Genomic DNA, 19,292 nt, shown 5'->3' on the forward strand with positions numbered 1-19,292 from the left:
AGTACAAAACTTCCCTATCTTGAGAGTCAGTCGATTTGATCTTCGAGATTGACTCCCCAGCGGCTATCTACAGGCTGGAGCTAACCTAAACCACTGGTTTGCTGTGGACGACTCCTGCAGGAAAGTAAGTCTCCGTCTTTCTGTGATGTCATGTATCTACTGTTATTGATTGCCATTTTTTTAGAAGGTCAATCGATTTTAGATTTTAGATTTTAGATTTGAGAATTGAAGCATTGACCCCACGGATCAATTCGAGGGCTTCTTTATCGGATACAGGTTTTTTATTTCTGGGTCCTGAGTCTGCGAAGGAATGAATCCGAGGGCTTGTATCCTGGATGCTTTCGGTCAGAGATTGACACAATCACCAAGATAGTGTATCTTCTCTAACTGGTAGTACACATCCAAGTTATGCAGTTAGTCGAAAGGCAAGTCATTAAACCAAATCACAGGTTTTACCCAGAAGCCGATCGATTGTCTTTGCTGTCCAACAAACTTTACAACTGCGATAACTATTATATCTACGGTCAAAACTTTTTCTCAGGTCAACCAACCAATGCTCTGGGTGTCGATCGTTCACTCAAAAAGAGTCGAAAGTACAAAGCATTGCCGACCCAAGTAACACACAAAACTCTCCCGTTACTGCTGAAAACATGGACTAGCTATCATAGTGTAAAATTGGCGGGCGCGATTACGATCGCCCCACTAAGTGTCAAGCAGCACCGAAAACCACTGATTAAAAAAATCCAGAAAAAAAGAGAGCAGGGGCGATATGTAGTTGTATTTAACTGTCAATCTCTTAGCAAAAAAGTAGCAAAAAAGCTTTTTTCAAAGAATATGTCAGTTTGTCAGGGACTAACATTTGGTGACCTTGAAAAGTTACCTCAATCTTGGAAATCCGGATTGTTACCGAGGTAAGTTGTTAAGTTATTGAGGTAGTTTAGGAAAAGTTAGAACAAAACGCAAGTGTAAAGCGGATTATAACCCTTGCCGTAACGAGCTTCGCCAACATTAAAGAGCTATGAAACCCCTCCCTGGAAGAACGGTAAAATTCTACCTTCTAACTTGTACATTCTAACTTGTATCTTCTAGCTTCAAGAAACACCTTGTTTCTTGCTCCTAAAAATAAATACCTTCCCTTGTGCCAACAATCTTTCAGTCTGCTTATAACCGATCGCCCCCAAGTATACGGGAAAGTTCAAAAATGCCCGTATCTGGCATTTGGGAGCCTGTTAACGCATAAAAAAGTCAATTTAGCCAACAACTGAGGGCTCCCGTGCCCCCGGTCTGCTGGCGGCTAACTGCTGAAAGCCTCTGAGGGCAAGCAGCGCCCTTCCAGCTTTTGGCAGTAACGCAAACGAGGAAAAAACTGTCGTGAAATTCCACTGGCTACTACCGAGTTTCTTAAGTGTATTTTTGCTCGCCGGAGCCGCCGAAGCAGCTAGACTGCAATCTTGGCGGTTTGATGCTTCAGAGAACCGGCTTTACATTACAACAGACGGGGGAGTACAACCCAAGGCTCAACTGATTTTCAACCCGATGCGGTTGGTAATCGACTTGCCGGGGACGAGTCTGGGTCGTCCATCGGTCAGCAGACCGCTCTCAGGGGCGATCGAATCGGTGCGGGTAGGGCAGTTTGACAACGATACGACCAGAATTGTGGTCGAGATCAGAGACGGGTTTAGTATAGACCCTCAGCAAGTAAAATTCCGGGGGATTTCTCCGAGCGAGTGGACAGTGGATTTGCCAACGCCGGTGCGGGGAGAAACTCAAAATCCGATTTCAGAGCCGGGGGGAGAAAGGTTATCGGTTGAATCTTCAGCACCCCAAGCCCAGTCGGCCGAGGCGACTGTAGTTCAGAACGTTCAGGTGACGGCGGACGGTTTTTTAGTCCGCACGGAGGGCGGTCGCCCCCAAATTAATTTTCAACAAAGTCGGGCTGGGGACATTGCCACCCTCGATATTGAGGGAGCGAGTTTAGCTCCAAGCCTAAGCAGCCAACAGCCTCAAACGAACGGTCAGCACGGGGTTGACAAGATTGAAGTCCGGCAACTGCCAACAGACCCGCCCGTTACCCGCGTGACTTTGCGGATGAAGAGTCCTAATACTCAGTGGCGGGCGTCAGTGAGCAATTTGGGCGGGGTTGTGCTATTGCCTGGAAGTGTAGTACGACAGCCCTCGGTTCCCCGCCGCCTGACTGTAGATCCTCCGGCTAGACAAGCTCAAGGAAATTTAGCGAGAGTTCAGTCAATTGATTTAGCCAGTAACGGCACGCAACTGGTGGTGAGAACTGACCGCCAAGTCTCCTATACCAGCGGCTGGGACCAGGGGTCGAGATCTTACTGGATCAGGATCGCTTCTGGTGTCCTAACGGGGGAAATTCCTCAGCTCGATGCCAACAGTCCTGTATCGTTTACAGCCAGCCAAGAAGATGCGGAGACTGTGGTGATTTGGGTGCAGCCGCGATCGGGGGTAGAGGTAGGTAGGGTGACGAGACCAAACCCGCAGTTGCTGTCTTTGCAGTTGCGATCAAATGCTAGCGCGCAGCAGCCTTTCACTCGCACTCCCAGCCAGCAGCAGCCTTTGCCGAGAAGGACTTTCGGAACCGATGAGTTGCCCCAAGCTTCAAACCGCCGCGCCGTAGTAGTGATCGATCCTGGTCACGGTGGCCGCGATCCGGGGGCAGTCGGGATTCAGGGCATTCAGGAAAAGGAGATTGTTTTGGATATCTCGCTTCAGGTGGCGAGGCTGCTGGAACAGCAAGGAGTCCAGGCGGTGATGACTCGGACTGACGACAGGGAAATCGACCTGGAACCCCGAGTTTCTTTGGCGGACCGGGTGAATGCTAGTTTGTTTGTCAGCATTCACGCTAATGCGATTAATATGAGTCGGCCCGATATCAGTGGGATTGAGACTTATTATTTCAATAACGGCCAAGATTTGGCGAGGGTGATTCACGCCAGTATTTTGGAGGGGACGGGGGCGAGTGACCGCCGAGTGCGGCAGGCGCGATTTTATGTTTTGAGGAAGACTTCTATGCCTTCTGTTTTGCTGGAGGTGGGTTTTGTGACGGGTGCTGAGGATGCTGCTAGGCTTTCTGACCCAGCTTACCGCAGTCAAATGGCGGCTTCGATCGCTCGCGGCATTGTGTTTTATCTTCAACAAAGATAATAGGCAGTGGGCATCGGGCATCGGGCATCGGGCATCGGGCATCGGGCATCGGGCATCGGGCATCGGACAACGGCCAATTGCTTTCATGTCAACTGACAACAGCTTTCCTGACAACTGCCAACAGATAACTAACTATTAACAAATGACAACAGACTCTGGACAACAAAGAATCGGTATTTTTGACAGCGGCGTGGGCGGTTTGACTGTTTTGACCCAGTTGTACCGACAATTGCCCAACGAATCGATACTTTATTTTGGAGATACGGCGAGGCTGCCTTACGGCACTCGCACGCCGTCAGAAATTGTGGAGTTTGTCCGCGAAATTATGGCCTGGTTGGTGGAACAGGATGTGAAAATGGTCATTATGGCTTGCAACACCAGTTCTGCTTTGGCGATGGAGATGGTGCAGGCTGAATTTGATATCCCGGTGCTGGGAGTAATTCTGCCGGGGGCGCAGGCTGCAGTGCAGCAAGGCAAGCGGATCGGGGTCATCGCAACTCCTGCTACGGCTGCTAGCAATGCTTATCGAAATGCGATTTTGGAGATGGACGATTCTTGCCTGGTGTGGCAGGTTAGCTGTCCGGCTTTTGTGCCACTGGTGGAGCAAAACCGGATTCACGATCCTTATACTTGTGAGGTGGCTAGGGAATATTTGGCTCCTTTGATTCAGCAGCGCATCGATACGCTGATTTACGGCTGCACTCATTATCCGTTGTTGGCTCCTGTGGTTCGCTCGCTTTTGCCTGCTGGGGTGACATTGATCGATCCTGCGGTACGGGTGGTGGCTGCTGCAGCCAGAGAATTGGAGCTTTTGGGGCTGCGGAATCCTGGTACTGCCCTACCGACTCGTTTTTGCGTGAGTGGCCCCCCGCAGCAGTTTGCCCAGTTGTCGGTGCAGTGGCTCGGTTGTACTCCTGCTGTTGAGAAAATATCCCTGCCGACAGTTGTACGTAGCGAAGCGGGGCGTAAGCCATCGCCCGTATCGCTGGAATCTGCCGAATAAGCCGGAAAATTTATAGGTTGATCTAACCCCCCAAAACTCAGGTAAAGCTGGCTCTGGGGGGTTTAATTATTGCGATGTAACCTAGCAATTACACATCAATAGGTAATATTATTGAACAAAAGCTTTGATGAAGAATGCAAATAATGTCCTATACGTGCTGGAGCTCTTCAGCCTTGAACCATGTCACCCTATGTATCACAAGCAGTTTTACTTGTAGACGGCTATAACATAATTGGACTTTGGCCTCGACTTCGAGAGAAGCGCGATCGCGACGAACTCGAAACAGCTCGCCGCGAGTTGATTGAAGTTTTAGTTAACTACAGCGCCGTTCAAGATTTTGAGGCTCGACTGGTGTTTGACGCGCACTATCGAGATACTCCCGGCGTTAAAGAAATTATTACTAAAAATTTATCGGTGCACTACACTGACTTCGGTCAGACAGCAGATACTTATATTGAAAAATCTTGTGCTAGTTTGCGCTATGAGTTGCGATCGGTCAAAGGCAAAGGCCGCATGATTGTCGCCACCTCAGATCGAGCGCAGCAATTGACCGTAGTCGGCTACGGTGCCGAATGGATGTCCGCCGAACAACTAGCGGCTGACGTAGAATCCACCGCCCGCCGCAGCGAGCGGCGACACAAATCCCGCAAACAGAATTCCAGTCGCTTTCTCGCCAGTTCCCTCGATCCAGAATCCCAGCAGCGCCTCGCCAAGTTGAGAATGGGGCTGCATTAGCTGCTGAAACCCGCTCGCTGTCTGATAAAAAAAAAGTTTCTCAAAGGCCTTGCCAAATCGAGTAAGTTCAGCTATTGTTAGTAAATGTGGGTAACAAAAACCCCCAATCCTCGGTAGCTCAGTGGCAGAGCGGTCGGCTGTAATGAATGCAAGCCTTTGGCATCAACCAAAAGCCCTAGTGACATAGCAGCTCTATCCGGTAACGGGTACTGAAAAATCGGGTGAATTCAAGGAAACCGCAGCACTTCGGGTGGCGGCAATCTTGAGCCAAGTCTGGCGAAAGGCCGTGGTTTAAACCACAAGTAGCCGGAAAGGTGCAGAGACTAGAGATGAGGAGCCTAACCAATAAATCTCATAGCGCCCGACATCCGACGACAGATCACAAACATGATTTGTAGGGATGATGAAATAGTCCGCCCCCTTCGGAAACGTTGGGATAAGTGTAACCGATTGGTCGTAGGTTCAAATCCTACCCGGGGAGTTAGTAAAAGTCTGAAGTTGGAAGTTTCCAGCTTCAGATTTTTTGTTTTTATTTTGTGTTTTTACTTTGGGCGTTTCTTAATCGGAACTTACCCCCTGCGGGGAGTTCCGATTAAACATGGCGTTTTGTCCGCACCAGTTTATTAAATATGCTGCAGAAACGAGATTGTAGAGTTGCGTCAAGTATCTGAATGACTCACTCTACAAATACTAAACATCGCGTTCTGTCCGCACCCATTTAGTTTGCCGCTTCAGGATAAAACCTAGATACAAAGGGATTTTCCAAAGGATGTAAAAAGGTACAGATAAAAGGGTTGAACCGGAAATATCGGCACGCCCGAATTTGGCCCAGGCGCTGACAATTGAAACTAAAATTAGCAGTCCTTGTACAGCTAACAATATCGCAGGAATCAGCGATGTTCCGATGGTTACTGCTAGTAAGGAGGCGGCAAAAGCAGCTAGCCAGATAGCTACTAACAGCGATAGGGGTGGGACGGATAAGTCGAGGGCGATCGCCAATAAGTCAAAACGTTTTTGCTCGACTGAAGCTGCTGTCAGCCGGGGAGTTTGAGTTAACAATGTCTGTATGTGACCGTGTTCCCATCTGGTTCTTTGACTTTTAGCTGCTTGCTGCTGCTGTGGCAAACACCCGGTGACGTTGGCTTCCGGGCAGAATACTGTTGGGTGTCCGGCGATCGCCAAATCCAAACTCATCTGCATATCTTCAACAATATTGCTGCTAGCTAGGGAAACCGATCGAATTATCGACCAGGGAAAAGCCATGCCAGTACCCGTTAGTAATGATGGGAATCCTAACTTTTTTAATCCGCTGGGACGGACTAAGTTTTTCACAAGAAATGCTAAAGCAGAAATGGAATCTTTCGGAGTAGGATTTGGTGGCTGTTCCATGAGATAAGTTGCTTGCACCGGTCTTTGTTCAGCAACTGCAACCCGGGCTAATTTTTCTATAGAGTCTGGCTGACAGATGCAGTCTGCGTCAACCATGATTACTACTTCTGGGGGGTCTGATTCGATCGACTGCAAGCCGAAATCCAGTGCGTATCCTTTGCCCTTGCGTTGTGTGTCTTGGCGCTCGATCGCACTTGCACCGGAGTTACGGGCGATTTCTGCCGTTGCGTCCGTGCAGTTGTCAGCAATCACTAACAGGCGGTCTTGAGGTGTTAGCTGCGGCAATATGGTGGAGATGGTGGCGGCAATTCCTGCTGCTTCGTTGTAAGCGGGAATTAAAACTGCTACTTTGGGGCGGGGTGCTTTAGTTTCCGCTGTGGGGTCGAAGCCGGAGAAGAAAGCTGCACTGCATTCTAGAAATAGAACTGCAACGGGAATGAGAAGGATCAGGGCGATCGCCAATAGCACAACATCTATCAATAGGAAGAGTAGCTGATTAATTTCCACAATTCTAGTACCTTAATTTAATTTTATTGGTTGCGTTCATTGAGTTTATTTAATCTAATTGCACCTTTGTTAACTCACAGCGCCACTCTATCTCAAGTATCATCCTATCATGCCTGCAAAAAATCACCGTTATCACCTTTGTTGTGAGGACTTAAGTCCTCCTAAAACTACTAGGACTAGCGTCATCACTACAAATTAATTTGATTGCGGTTGTGCGATCGTAACTAATATCATATCATGTCTATTCTGACAACGTTAAGTCACTCAATTTAATTAAACCTCAAACAAGCCCAGACTGAAGAAACCCGGTTTCTTTTAGAAACCAGGTTTCTGGGTATTCTATTTTTAATCAACTAAACACTTAGTCAATGTTTAACATCAAATCCGGTGGCATCGGAATAATAAAATCCAGTCAAGAGTTAACACTCAACCATTCAGTTTTTTGACCCGCCCGTCAACTGTCAACTGTCAACTGTCAACTGTCAACTGTCAAAAACCATTTCTCTCGTGCAACCGGAATTGATATAACTCATTCATCCCCTGTGGGTGGCTACTCAGGAAACAATCTCCCAACTCAAAACTATGTTCAAGCTACGCTGCATCGGGCATAGCAACAGGTTCAGATTTTTTGGTGAACTGTGCGGGGGGTGCAAATTCTCTGAGATATCTCGACACCGATCGCAAATATCCCACTTCTGCTTGAATCAAATCCAGGGTAGAAAGACTCTCAACTAAGTCATCAAACTCATCTGCCGTAACTCCAGCACTGTGCAAGACTTCTTGGTTGAGCCGCCCGCAGATTCCTTGCAGGAGGAGTTCGATAATCTCGCGATAGTCAGCGATTTCCGTTCCGTAACCTTGCAATTTCTTGGGATTGATTCCCCACTGCAAAATCTTCAACAAGTCTTCAGGGGCACTCCATGCAAAAGAGGAAGCAATCACTTCTTTTTCCGCTGCGACAAGAGCGTGCTTGATTTGCACTTCGGGGAAATCTGGATCGATGATTAAGCTTTCGAGCTTCGACACTTGTTTATCTAAGACAGGCAAAGAAAAAGGAGCTAATTCTACACTCACCATGTCGCCTGTATCGTTAATACTTCTAAAAGGATCTTCCAACACATTAATTAAAAGGTGAATTTCTGTAGGTTTTTTCCAGTCAAACTGTCCAAGGAAAAACGGTTCTTCGTATCCCGGCAAAAGTCCTTGAAAATAAATCGGCAGATTTTTGCCGGATTCAAGAATTTTATAAAGAGCTACTTCCAAGGTTTCTGTCGGCCAACCGAGATTACTCACGGCGACAAATTTCAGTTTTCCGGGAAGGGACACAATCAGAGAATTCAGCAATAAATGTACGGCTTCAAAAAGATTTTGAGCAGTTACGTAGCGGTGGGGAGCGTGAACGTTGACAGTTTTACCTTGCTCTACTTTTTTGGACATTTGCTCGCAGAACAAGCTATTTTCCAACATATGAGTAAAGCGAACCATCCCGTAAGTGACATTTCCTTCTTGAGCTGCTTTGGCAAATTGCCATTCGGCAAACTTCTTCGATGCCGCGTAAACTTCGGTTGTAAAATATCGAGATGTTTTGCCTGTAGAAGAGAAGATGCAGTGTTCTACGCCGTATTCTTCGCAGAGTTGGATGACGTGTTTACATCCTAACAGGCTGGTTGTAACTGTTTCTCGGATTTTGATTTCAGCTAGTCCGGGTTGGCGCTGGGCTGCTAGGTGAAAAACAATTTCTGGTTTTTCTACCTCAAATATGTGTTTGAGCGCGTCGAGGTTGCGAATATCGGCGGCATAGAAAGTTACTGCACCTTCTCTGGTAAAAAGCGGGAGATTTTCTTCGGGGTTTTGACATCGGGCGTTGTCTGCGGAAATGATTTTAGTTGCGCCTAATTCGAGGAGTTTTGCGATTAAGAAACGACCGACACATCCTTCTCCTCCGGTGATTAATATGGTTTTTCCTTTGATTTGGCTGCTGACTGCCGATGCGTATAGGTGAATAGTGCGACCGCGCACGTCGCTAAAAGGTTCGCTTTCTAATTGTCCGTCGGCTTGATAGGCTGCGATTAGCTGTGCGGTGAGAGTTTGGAGAGCCGCGAGGATTTCAGGATCTTGGGGTTCCGGGGAACCGGGCGGAACTAGCTGCTGGATGCGCTCAATTATTTCCGCTTTGCTGGCACCTTCAAACAGTTCTCTTTGGTTATATGCACTCTTCACTTTTTTTGCTCCTTTAAATTCTAGAAATACCGTTGCTGATAAGCGCGTTGTTAAACAAATTTTCGAGGGACAGAATCTTTAAAAGTCTGCTTGGTTTTAGGATTTTTTCGACTAAAAGCTACTTAATTGGAAAAACACGGCATCGGCTCTGCTTGTAGTTTTATTAAGCGCTTTTGTAACCTGCTTACTTCTGCGATCGGCAAATATCGGCAAAGTCGGAATGTTCTCTGTCCAAAATTTGTCACTACAACTATATACTTAAATGACTGAGTGTTGGCAATACTCCGAACATATCTTTACTATTTCTTTGCAATAACCTACGAGTTTTCACGCAATTTTAAAGTTTATGTAAAGTAGGGTCTACGTTTAAAAAACTTAACAATACACTCGACATTATTGATTATAGCATTTTACTTTTTAATTAAAATGTATTTTTGGTTACTAAATATAGTTTTATATTAAGTAAAAATACGCACAAAAGCCTTAATCAAATATTTCCGCCTGCTAAAAATCTTGTTACTTGATGGGTGGGGTAGTCCTGCAGTGCCTACCCCTGTATGTGTGCTGCTATTAGGCGCGAACTGTGCGTTCTTTTTTGCTGCCTTCAAAGCCGCGAGCGTCCCCAACATCGTAGCCCCCTGTCCGCAAGCGGCGGTCTAAATCGCTGGCTTCAGGAGAAGTTTTTGCTGCTTCTTCGATCGTCACTCTGCCTTCCAGCACCAGTTTGTAAAGACCCTGGTTGATAATCTGCATTCCTTCGTAAGTATCATGTTCCATTAATCGGAAAGCTTCATCATCATCACCTTTCATTAAGTAATCGTGCATGGCAGGTGTATTCACCAAAATATCGTGAACTGCTACCCGACGGTTGTCAACTGTTGGCAGCAAAAGTTGGGCAATTACTGCTACTAAAGAATCGCAAATTTGAATCCGCATCGCCTGTTGTTCCTCGGGTGGGTAGAGGTTCAACAACCGATTAATAGCGTTAATGGCGCTGCGAGTGTGGAGAGTTCCCAATACTAAGTGACCAGTTTGAGCTGCTTGCAACGCTGTATTGATGGTAACTCGATCGCGCATTTCCCCGATCAGAATTACATCTGGATCTTCACGCAAAACAGCCCGCAAAGCCTGCTGAAACTCGTGGGTATGCAAGCCGACTTCCCGCTGGCTGACCAAGCATTTTTTAGAAGGGTGAATGAATTCGATCGGGTCTTCAATTGTAACTACGTGCTTTTGCTCCATCTGGTTGAGGTGGTCGATCATCGCAGCTACTGTTGTCGATTTTCCCGAACCGGTAGGCCCCGTAACTAATATTAATCCCTGCGATCGCAAAATGATATTTTTGAAAACTTCTGGCAACCTCAAGGAATCGATAGTAGGTATTTCCAAACTAATCAACCGCAATACCATCGCACCGCCGCTGAGGGAATCAAAACAGTTTAGCCGACACCGCACGAAGCCAGGGTAAAAAATTGCTGAATCTAATTCCTTGGTAGTTGCAAACTGTTTTCGCTGTTCGGGGGTGAGAATTTCGGCTAGGTAATTTTCAAAAATTTCTGGGGTTACTTTGGGGTGGTTAGTTGCTACTTGCATCACGCCCCGAATCCGAAATCGAGGTACTTGGCCGACTCGAATGTGAATGTCGGAAGCCGAGACGCTATGGGCATCTCTGACCATTTGTTCGATCGTACTGACGGGTGTCTCAACAGGCCGCTGCTGCTGGGCTGCGGGGGGCGCACTCGGCGCGGGTGGAGGCGGCGCGGGAGTTGCAGCCAAGGGCGGCGGCGGCGGCGGTGTTCGTCGGCGGGCTTGAGCCTCTGGTTGAACGGGTGTAGGATTGTTTAATGGGTTCATTTTTGGGTCTCCAGTCAGTCTATTTTAGATTTTAGATTTTAGATTTTAGATTTACTCCACAGATTAATCTGGGAGCAGGAACTAGAGTCTAAAATTTTGGGATCGACCCTGACTGAGTGTCGGGGGCTTTTGTCCGTTTTTGGGCGGGTCAATGTAGATTTATTGCGAAAAAATGCCTGATTTCTAATCTAATCGCTCGCAGTTAATTCGGTGTTAAATGCTGAGAATATTTTACAATTAGGCTGGATGGGGCGATCGAGTAATTAACAATTCCAACTCCTATGAACATCGGTCACAAAATCGCCGACTGGCTTGAAAATCGTGCTGTCACCCCTGCCTACGCGGGTTGGCTGCTGTCGGGGATGACGGTTTTCTTTTTTGGGTCGGCGACTAATACAATGTCTGGATGGCTGTACGTACTCAGCGGTGGGGGTTTAGCGCTGTTGGGAGTAGCGGCGGTTTTGCCGGGAAAATCCCTCCGTTCCTTGGAAGTCCGTCGCCGGACGATCGAACCGGTGAGTGCGGGCGATCAAATCACCGTTGAACTAGAAATCGAAAATCGCGCCCGCCAACCTAAGACTCTGTTGCAAGTGATAGACATCTTGCCGTTTGTATTGGGAGAACCGATCGTCCGCCCGATCGAAGTCATAGAGCCTAACAGTATATACAGGGATACATACTATCTGGAAGTCCGGCAGCGCGGCGTCTATCGTTGGCAAGAGGTAAACTTGAGGACGGCGGCACCTTTAGGGTTGTTTTGGTGCCGGCGCAGTCGCGCAGTCAAAGCGGTGGCGGTTGTCTATCCACAAGTTTTGCCGTTGAGCACTTGTCCTTTGATCGATCGCATCGGTCAAGAAGACAGCCCGCAATTTTACAATCGCAGTCGATCGCAAACTGCTACCGAAGGCCTCACTCGCAACCTGAGACCTTACCGCCACGGAGACCCCACCCGCCTGATTCACTGGCGCACCAGCGCCCGCTACGGAGAACTGCGGGTGAGAGAGTTAGAAGTTGCAGCCGGCGGTCAAGAAATTATTATTGCTCTCGACAGCGCTGCGGCGTGGCAGCCAGAAGAATTTGAACGAGCGGTGACAGTAGCTGCCTCTCTTTACTTCTATGCTAGCAAGCGCCTGTTAAACGTCAAACTTTGGACTGCCGGGACTGGACTTGTATCGGGGAACCGGGTAGTTTTGGAAACTTTAGCGGCGGTTAATGCTGGGGAAGATGCGCTTGAGAATCGGCCGAAACTGCCGATAATTTGGCTGACTCAAAACTCTGCAACTTTAAGCACTCTTTCCCCTGGCAGCCGCTGGGTACTCTGGCCGTTGGCAAATGCTGAAACAGGCGAAAAAATGTTAGTCAAACACGATTTACCCGGTTTAGAAATTCGCTCCGGCCGACCCTTAGAACTTCAGTTACAAGATCATCTGGAAAGAGCGATTAGCTATTAAGTAAGATAGGCCAGGAAAAAACCTGTGAAAGAGCGATTAGTTATGAAGATTGACTTGATTAATCTAAAACCTCAAGAACCATGATACACTACAGGAGTGTAATTGATAAAGTTAAGGGTCTTACGGGGTCTGGCAATTGCTTGACAAGTTAAGAGCAGCTTAGATTAATGTGACTCCGGTCATAAACATCATATCTCATTCACCAAACAGGAGAAAAAATGACTTTCTGGGAGAAATTAAAGCAGAACGTATCACAAATCAATGATTCTCTGCAAACCAATATTTCCAAGTTTAAAAATAATGATTTTGCTGATGCCTCAATGGCAATATGTGCATTGATTGCGGCTGCTGATGGCACTATCAATACCGAGGAAAGACAAAAAACGGCGGCTCTAATAATTTCCAATGAAACCCTCCAAATTTTTCCGGCGTCGGAGTTGAAGCAAAAATTTGATTTTTATTGTGAGAAGCTCTCACAGGACTTCGATTTTGGTAAAATTGAGGCTATCCAAGCGATAGGGAAACTTAATAAAAAACTAGACCAAGGTCGTGCCGTCATCCAAATTGGCATTATTATCGGTGGTGCCGATGGTAATTTTGACAAAGATGAAAAGAAGGTTGTCAAAGAAGCTTGCCATGCTGTGGGCATTAATCCTGGGGAATTCGATCTCTAAATTCAGCTATTTTATGGTGGTAGCCAATCAATTATTCAAGGCTTTATATCTGCGAATAGCATTGTTCATTGAGTTTATTTGCTCTGCATGAAATGAGGGAGGCATTAAGCTATGAACAGTATGAACGAGTCCATTGTGCATGACATCGGTCGGAAGTGCAGAATGATCTAGTCCTAGTGTATGTCCTATTTCATGGGCAATGGTATTTGCAATTAAGTTAGATAGTTGATTGAGACTAAGGCTGGCATTGTAAGAAGCATAGAATACTTGATCAATCCGAATAATCGCCCGATCTGTAACCATTCCCGATTTGAAGCTAGCCACGCCGAGATAGTCAACCGGCTGGCTATCCACGAATATATAAACATGGGTAAAATCTTCGCCCCACTCTTGGCGATCGGGGGGATCAGATGTCAAAAATACTTTGATGCTTCTAAATGCGCCGTAGAGTTTGGAGAAAGCGTCCATCAGTAGGGAAAAGATCGCTTCTTTATTTTCGGGTGCGACATCCATTCCTGATACATCTACCCAAATGCAACGGCGAAAATCGCTATCATTATCAATTATAACTATTCCACAGGAAGGGCAAAACTCCCACTGAGGCTGGATACGGGAACGACAGCTCTGACAGCGGAGTTTGGGGGGTTTAGTCAGGTTTAGCCGTTGAGAAAGGGGGAGTTTTAGCTTGCGATTGTGTTTGGTTAGGTCTAGGCGATCGTACAGAGACATTGATTCAGTGTCTGATTCCAGCAAGTAGAAAGCATCTAGGTATTGAGCGAGTTGTTAAGCATAGGTTTTCACAAGTTCCTGTAACCCATTAACCTTCACACCGTTACCGATCGCCGCCATTTTCCACTCATCATTATGCTTGTAGATTTCTGCCATGAGCATCCCCGTCATGCCTTTGTATTCAGAACCTGATAGGTTATATTTTGCGAGTTCTTGATTATTAGACGTATTAACCAAACGCACAAACGCATTTTGAACTTGTCCGAAGTCTTGCTTGCGTGCAATGCAATCGTAAATGTTAACTGTAAAAACCAGTTTGACAATTTGCGAGGGAATTCGAGATAAATCGACGAGAATTTGCTCGTCATCTCCCTCTCCCGCTCCAGTCAGATTATCACCTAGATGCGTAATAGCTCCTGAACGGTGGGAGAGATTGCCAAAATAAACGATATTGGTCATATCATTCACTTTGTCATTTCGATCTAAACAAATCACTGAGGCATCCAAGTCATAATCTGGAGCACTGCTAAAAGCCCCAAACAAACCTCCACCGGAGCGTTTCGCCACATCCCAGCCTAATCCGCAGATCAGTTTTGTTAGCCCTGGCGCTTCTTTGGAAAGCGAGATGCGCTGTCCTTTTTGTAGGTTAATTCCCATGTGTTTTACCTTTTAGCTATAGCGATCGAGTAATGCTTGTAAACCACCTTGATAGCCGGCTCCCACTGCATTGAGACGCCACTCACCGTCTTTCCGGTAAAGTTCAGCCATGATCAGTGCTGTCTCTATGGAATAATCTTCTACCAGGTCATAGCGAACAGCTTCCTGTTGTGTTTGGGCATTAACGATCCGCACGAAGGCATTTTGCACCTGACCAAAATTTTGACGGCGTTGCTGTGCTTCATGGATGGTTACAGTTACAAGAATTTTTTGGACATCATTAGGCACTTTTTTGAGGTTGATTTTGATAACTTCATCATCCCCCTCGCCGGCCCCCGTGAGATTATCTCCCATGTGCTGCACGGATTTGTCTGGATCTGGACTTGTGAGATTGTTATAAAAAATGAAGTGATTGTCAGAAATTAATTTTTCATTCGCACCTAAGAGGAACAATGATGAGTCTAGGTCAAAGTCAGAACCCGTGTCTGTAGCTTTAACGTCCCATCCCAGTCCTATGAATACTTCTGAGAGACCGGGTGAAACTTTCTCAAGCGATACCCGTTGTCCTTTGGTCAGAGATACTGCCATGATTCAATCTTCCTCTTTTTTATTAGAAGTGGTTATGGAGGGAGCCGCGGACTTGAAAACTTTGTTTAAGTTTTTGCTGGAAATAGTTAGAGAATTTTAAATCTTAAATACAAAGAATATTAGCTAACTGTGCCGATGTCAATAGCGATTACAACTCTTAATTATTTTTTGGGTGTGGGTATAAAGCAATCATGCCCTGCCTCCCACAGTTGTGTAATCTCAGCTTGGGTTATTGTGCTTGTGTATTGTGACAAACTCTCGGAACTTGACCGTGTTTTGTGATGCAAGTGACCCTTACCAGGGCGTTTCCACAAGGCCCTCCGCTTGGAAGTCTCCTGTGTTGCAATACCATCGACTTGTGGCGTCGATGGTGTTGCGACGGATTCCCAACGCTTGAGTAGCTTCGATTTTCTTCATGCCATTTAACTCGATCGCTGGGATGACCTGATGAAGGAGGTATAAATGTACAGTTTGTGCCCAAAAGTCGGCGCGATCGCTCTGCAAAACTGGCCACTAATTGTAGTCTATTTTCTAACCGACGAAAGCGGTTGCTATAGTTTAATTTAAATGCCGATCGGCTCGAATCGAACTCTTTGCCTGACAATAAAATCTCAATCCCTATCACTCTGTAGTGTCGGGAAGAATTTCGACTACATACTCCGGTACATATTCGGGTCGATTTTCGGGCCGATTCGGGGGCAAATTCTGGGGCAAATTCTCCGGTGGATGCTCGATCCTGACTCGCCGGATCGGGAGATTCGCAATTAGTGCTGTGGCCCGCTGGTCGCTCTCCAGCGAGAACTCAGACCCGGTGGTATCGATTTCCACGTAGCGAGACACCACCTCTAGAATTTCTCGGCGCATAGACTCAACCATTTCTGGGCTGAGTTCTGAGCGATCGTGGGCTAGAACCAGTTTGAGGCGCCGTTTTACCTCGTCGCGGCTGTTGTCAGGGGTGCGCGGGAAAAGTCGTTCGAGAAGTGTGTGTATCATGGGTCAGGCTGATTTGTCAAGGGTTAGGCATAGAAAACGTTATACGATTTTCGATTTTCGATTGGGGAATCACTCATTCCCTAATGGTTTAAAGTTGACCTACAGTTTCATTCTTTTTGGGAACTGGTGTCACGGGGAGAAAATTTGGGCTAGTTTTTGTGATGCGGTCGCTGCTGTTAAAGATCGATCGCCAATATTGCAGCACATCACATAATTTTAGTATTTAAGAACTTGCGGAGGCGAGTAAAAAAGTTTTCTCGACGGGGATTGAGATCTAGAAAATCAACTTTTTCGCCTTCTAAGCGGCGGGCAATATTGTCGAAGGCAGTTCCAGCTAAAGAGGCCGTTTCCGACAATACTAATGGTTCGCCTCGGTTGGTGGAAACGATGACGCGCTCGTCGTCGGGAACCACGCCTAACAGCGGAATGGCGAGGATTTCCCGCACGTCTTGCACCGACATCATATCATTTGCCAGCACCATTGCGGGTCTGATCCGGTTGACGATCAGGTTGATTTTCTTGACGTTGTTGGCTTCCAGCAGGCCGATGACTCGATCGGCATCGCGGACCGCAGCGATTTCGGGAGTAGTGACAATTATCCCTTCTTGAGCCGGGGCGATCGCATTTTGAAAACCTTGTTCAATTCCAGCAGGAGAGTCGATCAAAATATAGTCGTATTTTGCTCCCAACATCCCCACAAGCTGCTTCATTTGCTCAGCGCTGATGGCATCTTTCATCCGAGTTTGGGCAGCCGGCAACAGCACCAAGCGCGGCTGCCGCTTATCTTTCACCAAAGCTTGCTCTAATCGGCACTCTCCAGCAAGAACTTCTAATGCCGTGTAAACAATCCGATTTTCTAAGCCCAGCAGCAAGTCTAAATTTCTGAGACCGAAATCGGCATCAATTACGGCAACGTTGCGCCCCCGCTTAGCTAAAGCCATGCCGAGATTGGCTGTGGAGGTGGTTTTTCCTACCCCGCCTTTCCCTGATGTAACAACAATAATGCGAGCCATAAGCGATTTTAGATTTATTGGTAATTAGTCAGTAGTCAGTAGTCAGTAGTCAGTAGTCATTGGTCATGGGCAATTAATCTTATTATTTGTTGTTCGTTGGCAATTATTTTTTGAGAATTTGGCAGCCATCTGTTATTTATTGAATCAACTCAACACTCAAAACTCATAGCTCTCATTGTTATACGAATTCTCTCTGAATTTGCACTGAAATTTTAAAATTTACTTGACTAACTAATTTAGCCAATACAAAATTATCAAGCGCCCACTTAAAGAGAAATAGTATTACTAATGACCAATGACCAATGACCAATGACTAATGACCAATGACCAATGACTCATTACTCACTACCCCCGACTAACTGCGATTTGTCAAAATCAGAGGCTCTACCGATCCGAATCCCTTGAGGCGTCACATAGGCGACTTCCGGGAAAAACTGAGCGGGTGAGGTTTCTGGGCCTCTGGCAACATACTTAGCAATCCTAATCACCATCGGTTCCATCTGCAAGGTCATAATCACGCTTTTGGTGTTGCCACCGGCACCGGCGTGCACGACTCCCCGCAAACGGCCCCAAACTAGGATATCGCCTCCCGCGATGACTGAGCCGCCGGGATTTACGTCTCCCAAAAGTACGACGGTGCCCGGATGGCGAATTTCTACGCCCGATCGCACTGTCATCTGCAAATATAAAGGTTCCGCCAGGGATTGCGGTTTTTCGGCTGCGGCTTTATTCAGGGAAGAAACCGGAGGCTGCTGTTCTACACAATAGCCTGCCGTAGCTGCGGCAACGGCGGTTTGGCGGCGACTGGTGTGGACTCGTTTGAGTTGCAGTTCCACTTCGGAGAGGGCATCGGCGATTTCTTGTAGTTGGCGGATATCTAAAAGTCGATCGTTCCCCATCAATTGTACTTCTGCGTTTGGCTGCCAAAAGCGTTCTCCTGCATTCAGTCTGACTTTTAGCTGCTGCCAAAGTTCAGTCCAAGTCGAGGCGGAGGCTGTTCCCGGTTCGCTGTTGGTTTCTGGGGGGAGTAGCAACAGTAGCTGTCCATCTTCGGTTTTGAGTCGGACTTGCAGCTCTAAGCTGACTTCGGGTGTTGATTGAGTGGCGGCAGCAGCGGCTCCGGGGGAGGCATCGGGTGTCATGGGACAGTTTGATATCGGGTAGGGACAGGTTAACATCAATATTAGCTCGATTGTTGACTGTTAACTGTTGACTGTTAACTGTTCACTGTTGTTATTTGTTACCAATTCCCAATTCCCAATTTATGCAGCAAATAGAACGTTATCGCGGTAGTCTTCTGGGTTTGGCAGTTGGTGATGCTTTGGGTACAACTTTAGAGTTCCATCGCCCCGGAACATTTACACCTATTAACGATATGATTGGCGGCGGCCCGTTTCAACTGCAACCGGGCGAGTGGACGGACGATACTTCGATGGCGCTTTGTTTGGCTAAAAGTTTGATTGAAAAACAAGGTTTCGATCCAGTCCATCAGTTAGAAACTTATTTGCGGTGGTGGCGAGACGGACATTTGAGCAGCACTGGTGAATGTTTTGATATTGGCAATACGGTTCAACAAGCACTTTGGGAGTTTAAAAATACAGGAAAACCTTTCTGTGGTTCTACGGATGTTGGGACTGCTGGAAATGGTTCGATTATGCGCTTGGCTCCCGTGCCTTTGTTTTATGCTAAAAATCCTTTAGAAGTAATAGAAAAATCTGGAGAAAGTTCGAGAACTACTCACGGTGCTGCTACTTGTGTGGATGCTTGCCGTTATTTGGGTGCTTTAATTGCGGGGGCGGTGAATGGAGTTGCTAAAGATGTGTTGCTTTCGGAAAGATATTGTCCGATTTCTGGATATGGGGAAGCTAACCCGCAGGTAGCAGAGATTGATGAGATTGCGGCGGGTTCTTTTAAACTGCGACAACCTCCTGAAATTAAAGGTACTGGTTATGTTGTCAAGTCTTTGGAGGCGGCACTTTGGGCGTTTTACAACAGTGATTCTTTTGCTGAAGGCTGTTTGTTGGCTGTGAATTTGGGCGACGATGCGGATACAACTGGTGCGGTTTACGGACAGTTGGCGGGGGCTTTTTATGGGGAGGGGGGTATACCGGAAAAATGGATCTCGCAATTAGTCGATCGCACTTTAATTGCATCTTTTGGCGATCGGCTTTTGACTGTATCTAGATCGCTCTGAATATTTACATCAGTTTTCAACCTTCTTTGTTTTTACAATAACTAGTACAGCTCGGCGTAAATACACAGACTATTAAACAGCCAAGACTTTACCCTTGTATGTCCACTTAAAAGGTTT

General features: G+C 46.8%; 15 protein-coding genes. 6 read left to right on the top strand and 9 right to left on the bottom strand.

Features of this window, described 5'->3' with window-relative positions; translation table 11 throughout:
- The first annotated feature begins 1,371 nt into the window (after positions 1-1,371).
- From QUA90_RS16635 to QUA90_RS16645, 3 genes are all read left to right on the top strand, one after another.
- Positions 1,372-3,168 (top strand): N-acetylmuramoyl-L-alanine amidase, encoded by a 1,797-nt coding sequence (locus QUA90_RS16635; RefSeq protein WP_333326137.1) that lies wholly within the window; start codon positions 1,372-1,374, stop codon positions 3,166-3,168.
- A 142-nt stretch (positions 3,169-3,310) separates the two neighbouring features.
- Positions 3,311-4,171 carry a glutamate racemase gene (gene murI, locus QUA90_RS16640; protein ID WP_333446592.1) on the top strand — a complete coding sequence of 287 codons (861 nt, stop codon included), beginning with the start codon at positions 3,311-3,313 and terminating at the stop codon, positions 4,169-4,171.
- A gap of 180 nt (positions 4,172-4,351) precedes the next feature.
- A complete protein-coding gene (locus tag QUA90_RS16645; RefSeq protein WP_006635267.1) occupies positions 4,352-4,906 on the top strand; it encodes an NYN domain-containing protein in 555 nt (184 codons plus the stop codon).
- A gap of 690 nt (positions 4,907-5,596) precedes the next feature.
- Here QUA90_RS16645 and QUA90_RS16650 read toward each other — a convergent pair.
- The 3 genes from QUA90_RS16650 to QUA90_RS16660 all read right to left on the bottom strand — a co-directional run bounded on the left by QUA90_RS16650 (position 5,597) and on the right by QUA90_RS16660 (position 10,876).
- Positions 5,597-6,802, bottom strand: a complete 1,206-nt coding sequence (locus QUA90_RS16650) for a glycosyltransferase (RefSeq protein WP_333446594.1) — start codon at positions 6,800-6,802, stop codon at positions 5,597-5,599.
- A gap of 591 nt (positions 6,803-7,393) precedes the next feature.
- Positions 7,394-9,022 carry a polysaccharide biosynthesis protein gene (locus QUA90_RS16655; protein ID WP_333326131.1) on the bottom strand — a complete coding sequence of 543 codons (1,629 nt, stop codon included), beginning with the start codon at positions 9,020-9,022 and terminating at the stop codon, positions 7,394-7,396.
- Positions 9,023-9,592: 570 nt separating this feature from the next.
- Entirely contained in the window at positions 9,593-10,876 is a 1,284-nt protein-coding gene (locus QUA90_RS16660; protein ID WP_333326128.1) for a PilT/PilU family type 4a pilus ATPase, read from the bottom strand.
- Between the two features lie 281 nt (positions 10,877-11,157).
- Here QUA90_RS16660 and QUA90_RS16665 point away from each other — a divergent pair, with 281 nt between their 5' ends.
- Entirely contained in the window at positions 11,158-12,327 is a 1,170-nt protein-coding gene (locus tag QUA90_RS16665) for a DUF58 domain-containing protein (RefSeq protein WP_333446597.1), read from the top strand.
- A gap of 218 nt (positions 12,328-12,545) precedes the next feature.
- Entirely contained in the window at positions 12,546-13,001 is a 456-nt protein-coding gene (locus tag QUA90_RS16670; RefSeq protein WP_333224981.1) for a TerB family tellurite resistance protein, read from the top strand.
- Positions 13,002-13,028: 27 nt separating this feature from the next.
- On the opposite strand, the gene QUA90_RS16675 is transcribed toward QUA90_RS16670, so the two are convergent.
- The 6 genes from QUA90_RS16675 to minC form a co-directional block, all read right to left on the bottom strand.
- Entirely contained in the window at positions 13,029-13,514 is a 486-nt protein-coding gene (locus QUA90_RS16675) for a zinc-dependent metalloprotease family protein (RefSeq protein ID WP_333446599.1), read from the bottom strand.
- Between the two features lie 270 nt (positions 13,515-13,784).
- Complete coding sequence (locus QUA90_RS16680) at positions 13,785-14,387, bottom strand: TerD family protein (protein WP_333041586.1); 603 nt, start codon at positions 14,385-14,387, stop codon at positions 13,785-13,787.
- Positions 14,388-14,399: 12 nt separating this feature from the next.
- Positions 14,400-14,975 carry a TerD family protein gene (locus QUA90_RS16685; RefSeq protein WP_333083448.1) on the bottom strand — a complete coding sequence of 192 codons (576 nt, stop codon included), beginning with the start codon at positions 14,973-14,975 and terminating at the stop codon, positions 14,400-14,402.
- 621 nt (positions 14,976-15,596) lie between these two features.
- Positions 15,597-15,968 (bottom strand): cell division topological specificity factor MinE, encoded by a 372-nt coding sequence (gene minE / locus QUA90_RS16690; RefSeq protein WP_333446601.1) that lies wholly within the window; start codon positions 15,966-15,968, stop codon positions 15,597-15,599.
- 206 nt (positions 15,969-16,174) lie between these two features.
- Positions 16,175-16,981, bottom strand: a complete 807-nt coding sequence (gene minD / locus QUA90_RS16695) for a septum site-determining protein MinD (RefSeq protein ID WP_006635273.1) — start codon at positions 16,979-16,981, stop codon at positions 16,175-16,177.
- Positions 16,982-17,319: 338 nt separating this feature from the next.
- Positions 17,320-18,123, bottom strand: coding sequence for a septum site-determining protein MinC (minC, locus tag QUA90_RS16700; protein ID WP_333446603.1), 804 nt, complete (start codon positions 18,121-18,123; stop codon positions 17,320-17,322).
- A gap of 122 nt (positions 18,124-18,245) precedes the next feature.
- On the opposite strand from minC, the gene QUA90_RS16705 reads away from it, so the two are divergent.
- Positions 18,246-19,175 (top strand): ADP-ribosylglycohydrolase family protein, encoded by a 930-nt coding sequence (locus QUA90_RS16705; protein ID WP_333446605.1) that lies wholly within the window; start codon positions 18,246-18,248, stop codon positions 19,173-19,175.
- Positions 19,176-19,292: the final 117 nt, after the last annotated feature.

Origin of the sequence: Microcoleus sp. D3_18_C4, from assembly GCF_036702355.1 — a bacterium.
Classification (GTDB): domain Bacteria; phylum Cyanobacteriota; class Cyanobacteriia; order Cyanobacteriales; family Microcoleaceae; genus Microcoleus.

Excerpts from the sequence above, each read along its gene's own strand:
- murI (WP_333446592.1), top strand. The coding sequence starts at position 3,311 with ATGACAACAGACTCTGGACAACAAAGAATCGGTATTTTTGACAGCGGC.
- QUA90_RS16645 (WP_006635267.1), top strand. The coding sequence starts at position 4,352 with ATGTCACCCTATGTATCACAAGCAGTTTTACTTGTAGACGGCTATAAC.
- QUA90_RS16660 (WP_333326128.1), bottom strand. The coding sequence starts at position 10,876 with ATGAACCCATTAAACAATCCTACACCCGTTCAACCAGAGGCTCAAGCC.
- QUA90_RS16665 (WP_333446597.1), top strand. The coding sequence starts at position 11,158 with ATGAACATCGGTCACAAAATCGCCGACTGGCTTGAAAATCGTGCTGTC.
- QUA90_RS16670 (WP_333224981.1), top strand. The coding sequence starts at position 12,546 with ATGACTTTCTGGGAGAAATTAAAGCAGAACGTATCACAAATCAATGAT.
- QUA90_RS16675 (WP_333446599.1), bottom strand. The coding sequence starts at position 13,514 with ATGGATGTCGCACCCGAAAATAAAGAAGCGATCTTTTCCCTACTGATG.
- QUA90_RS16680 (WP_333041586.1), bottom strand. The coding sequence starts at position 14,387 with ATGGGAATTAACCTACAAAAAGGACAGCGCATCTCGCTTTCCAAAGAA.
- QUA90_RS16685 (WP_333083448.1), bottom strand. The coding sequence starts at position 14,975 with ATGGCAGTATCTCTGACCAAAGGACAACGGGTATCGCTTGAGAAAGTT.
- minE (WP_333446601.1), bottom strand. The coding sequence starts at position 15,968 with ATGATACACACACTTCTCGAACGACTTTTCCCGCGCACCCCTGACAAC.
- minD (WP_006635273.1), bottom strand. The coding sequence starts at position 16,981 with ATGGCTCGCATTATTGTTGTTACATCAGGGAAAGGCGGGGTAGGAAAA.
- minC (WP_333446603.1), bottom strand. The coding sequence starts at position 18,123 with ATGACACCCGATGCCTCCCCCGGAGCCGCTGCTGCCGCCACTCAATCA.
- QUA90_RS16705 (WP_333446605.1), top strand. The coding sequence starts at position 18,246 with ATGCAGCAAATAGAACGTTATCGCGGTAGTCTTCTGGGTTTGGCAGTT.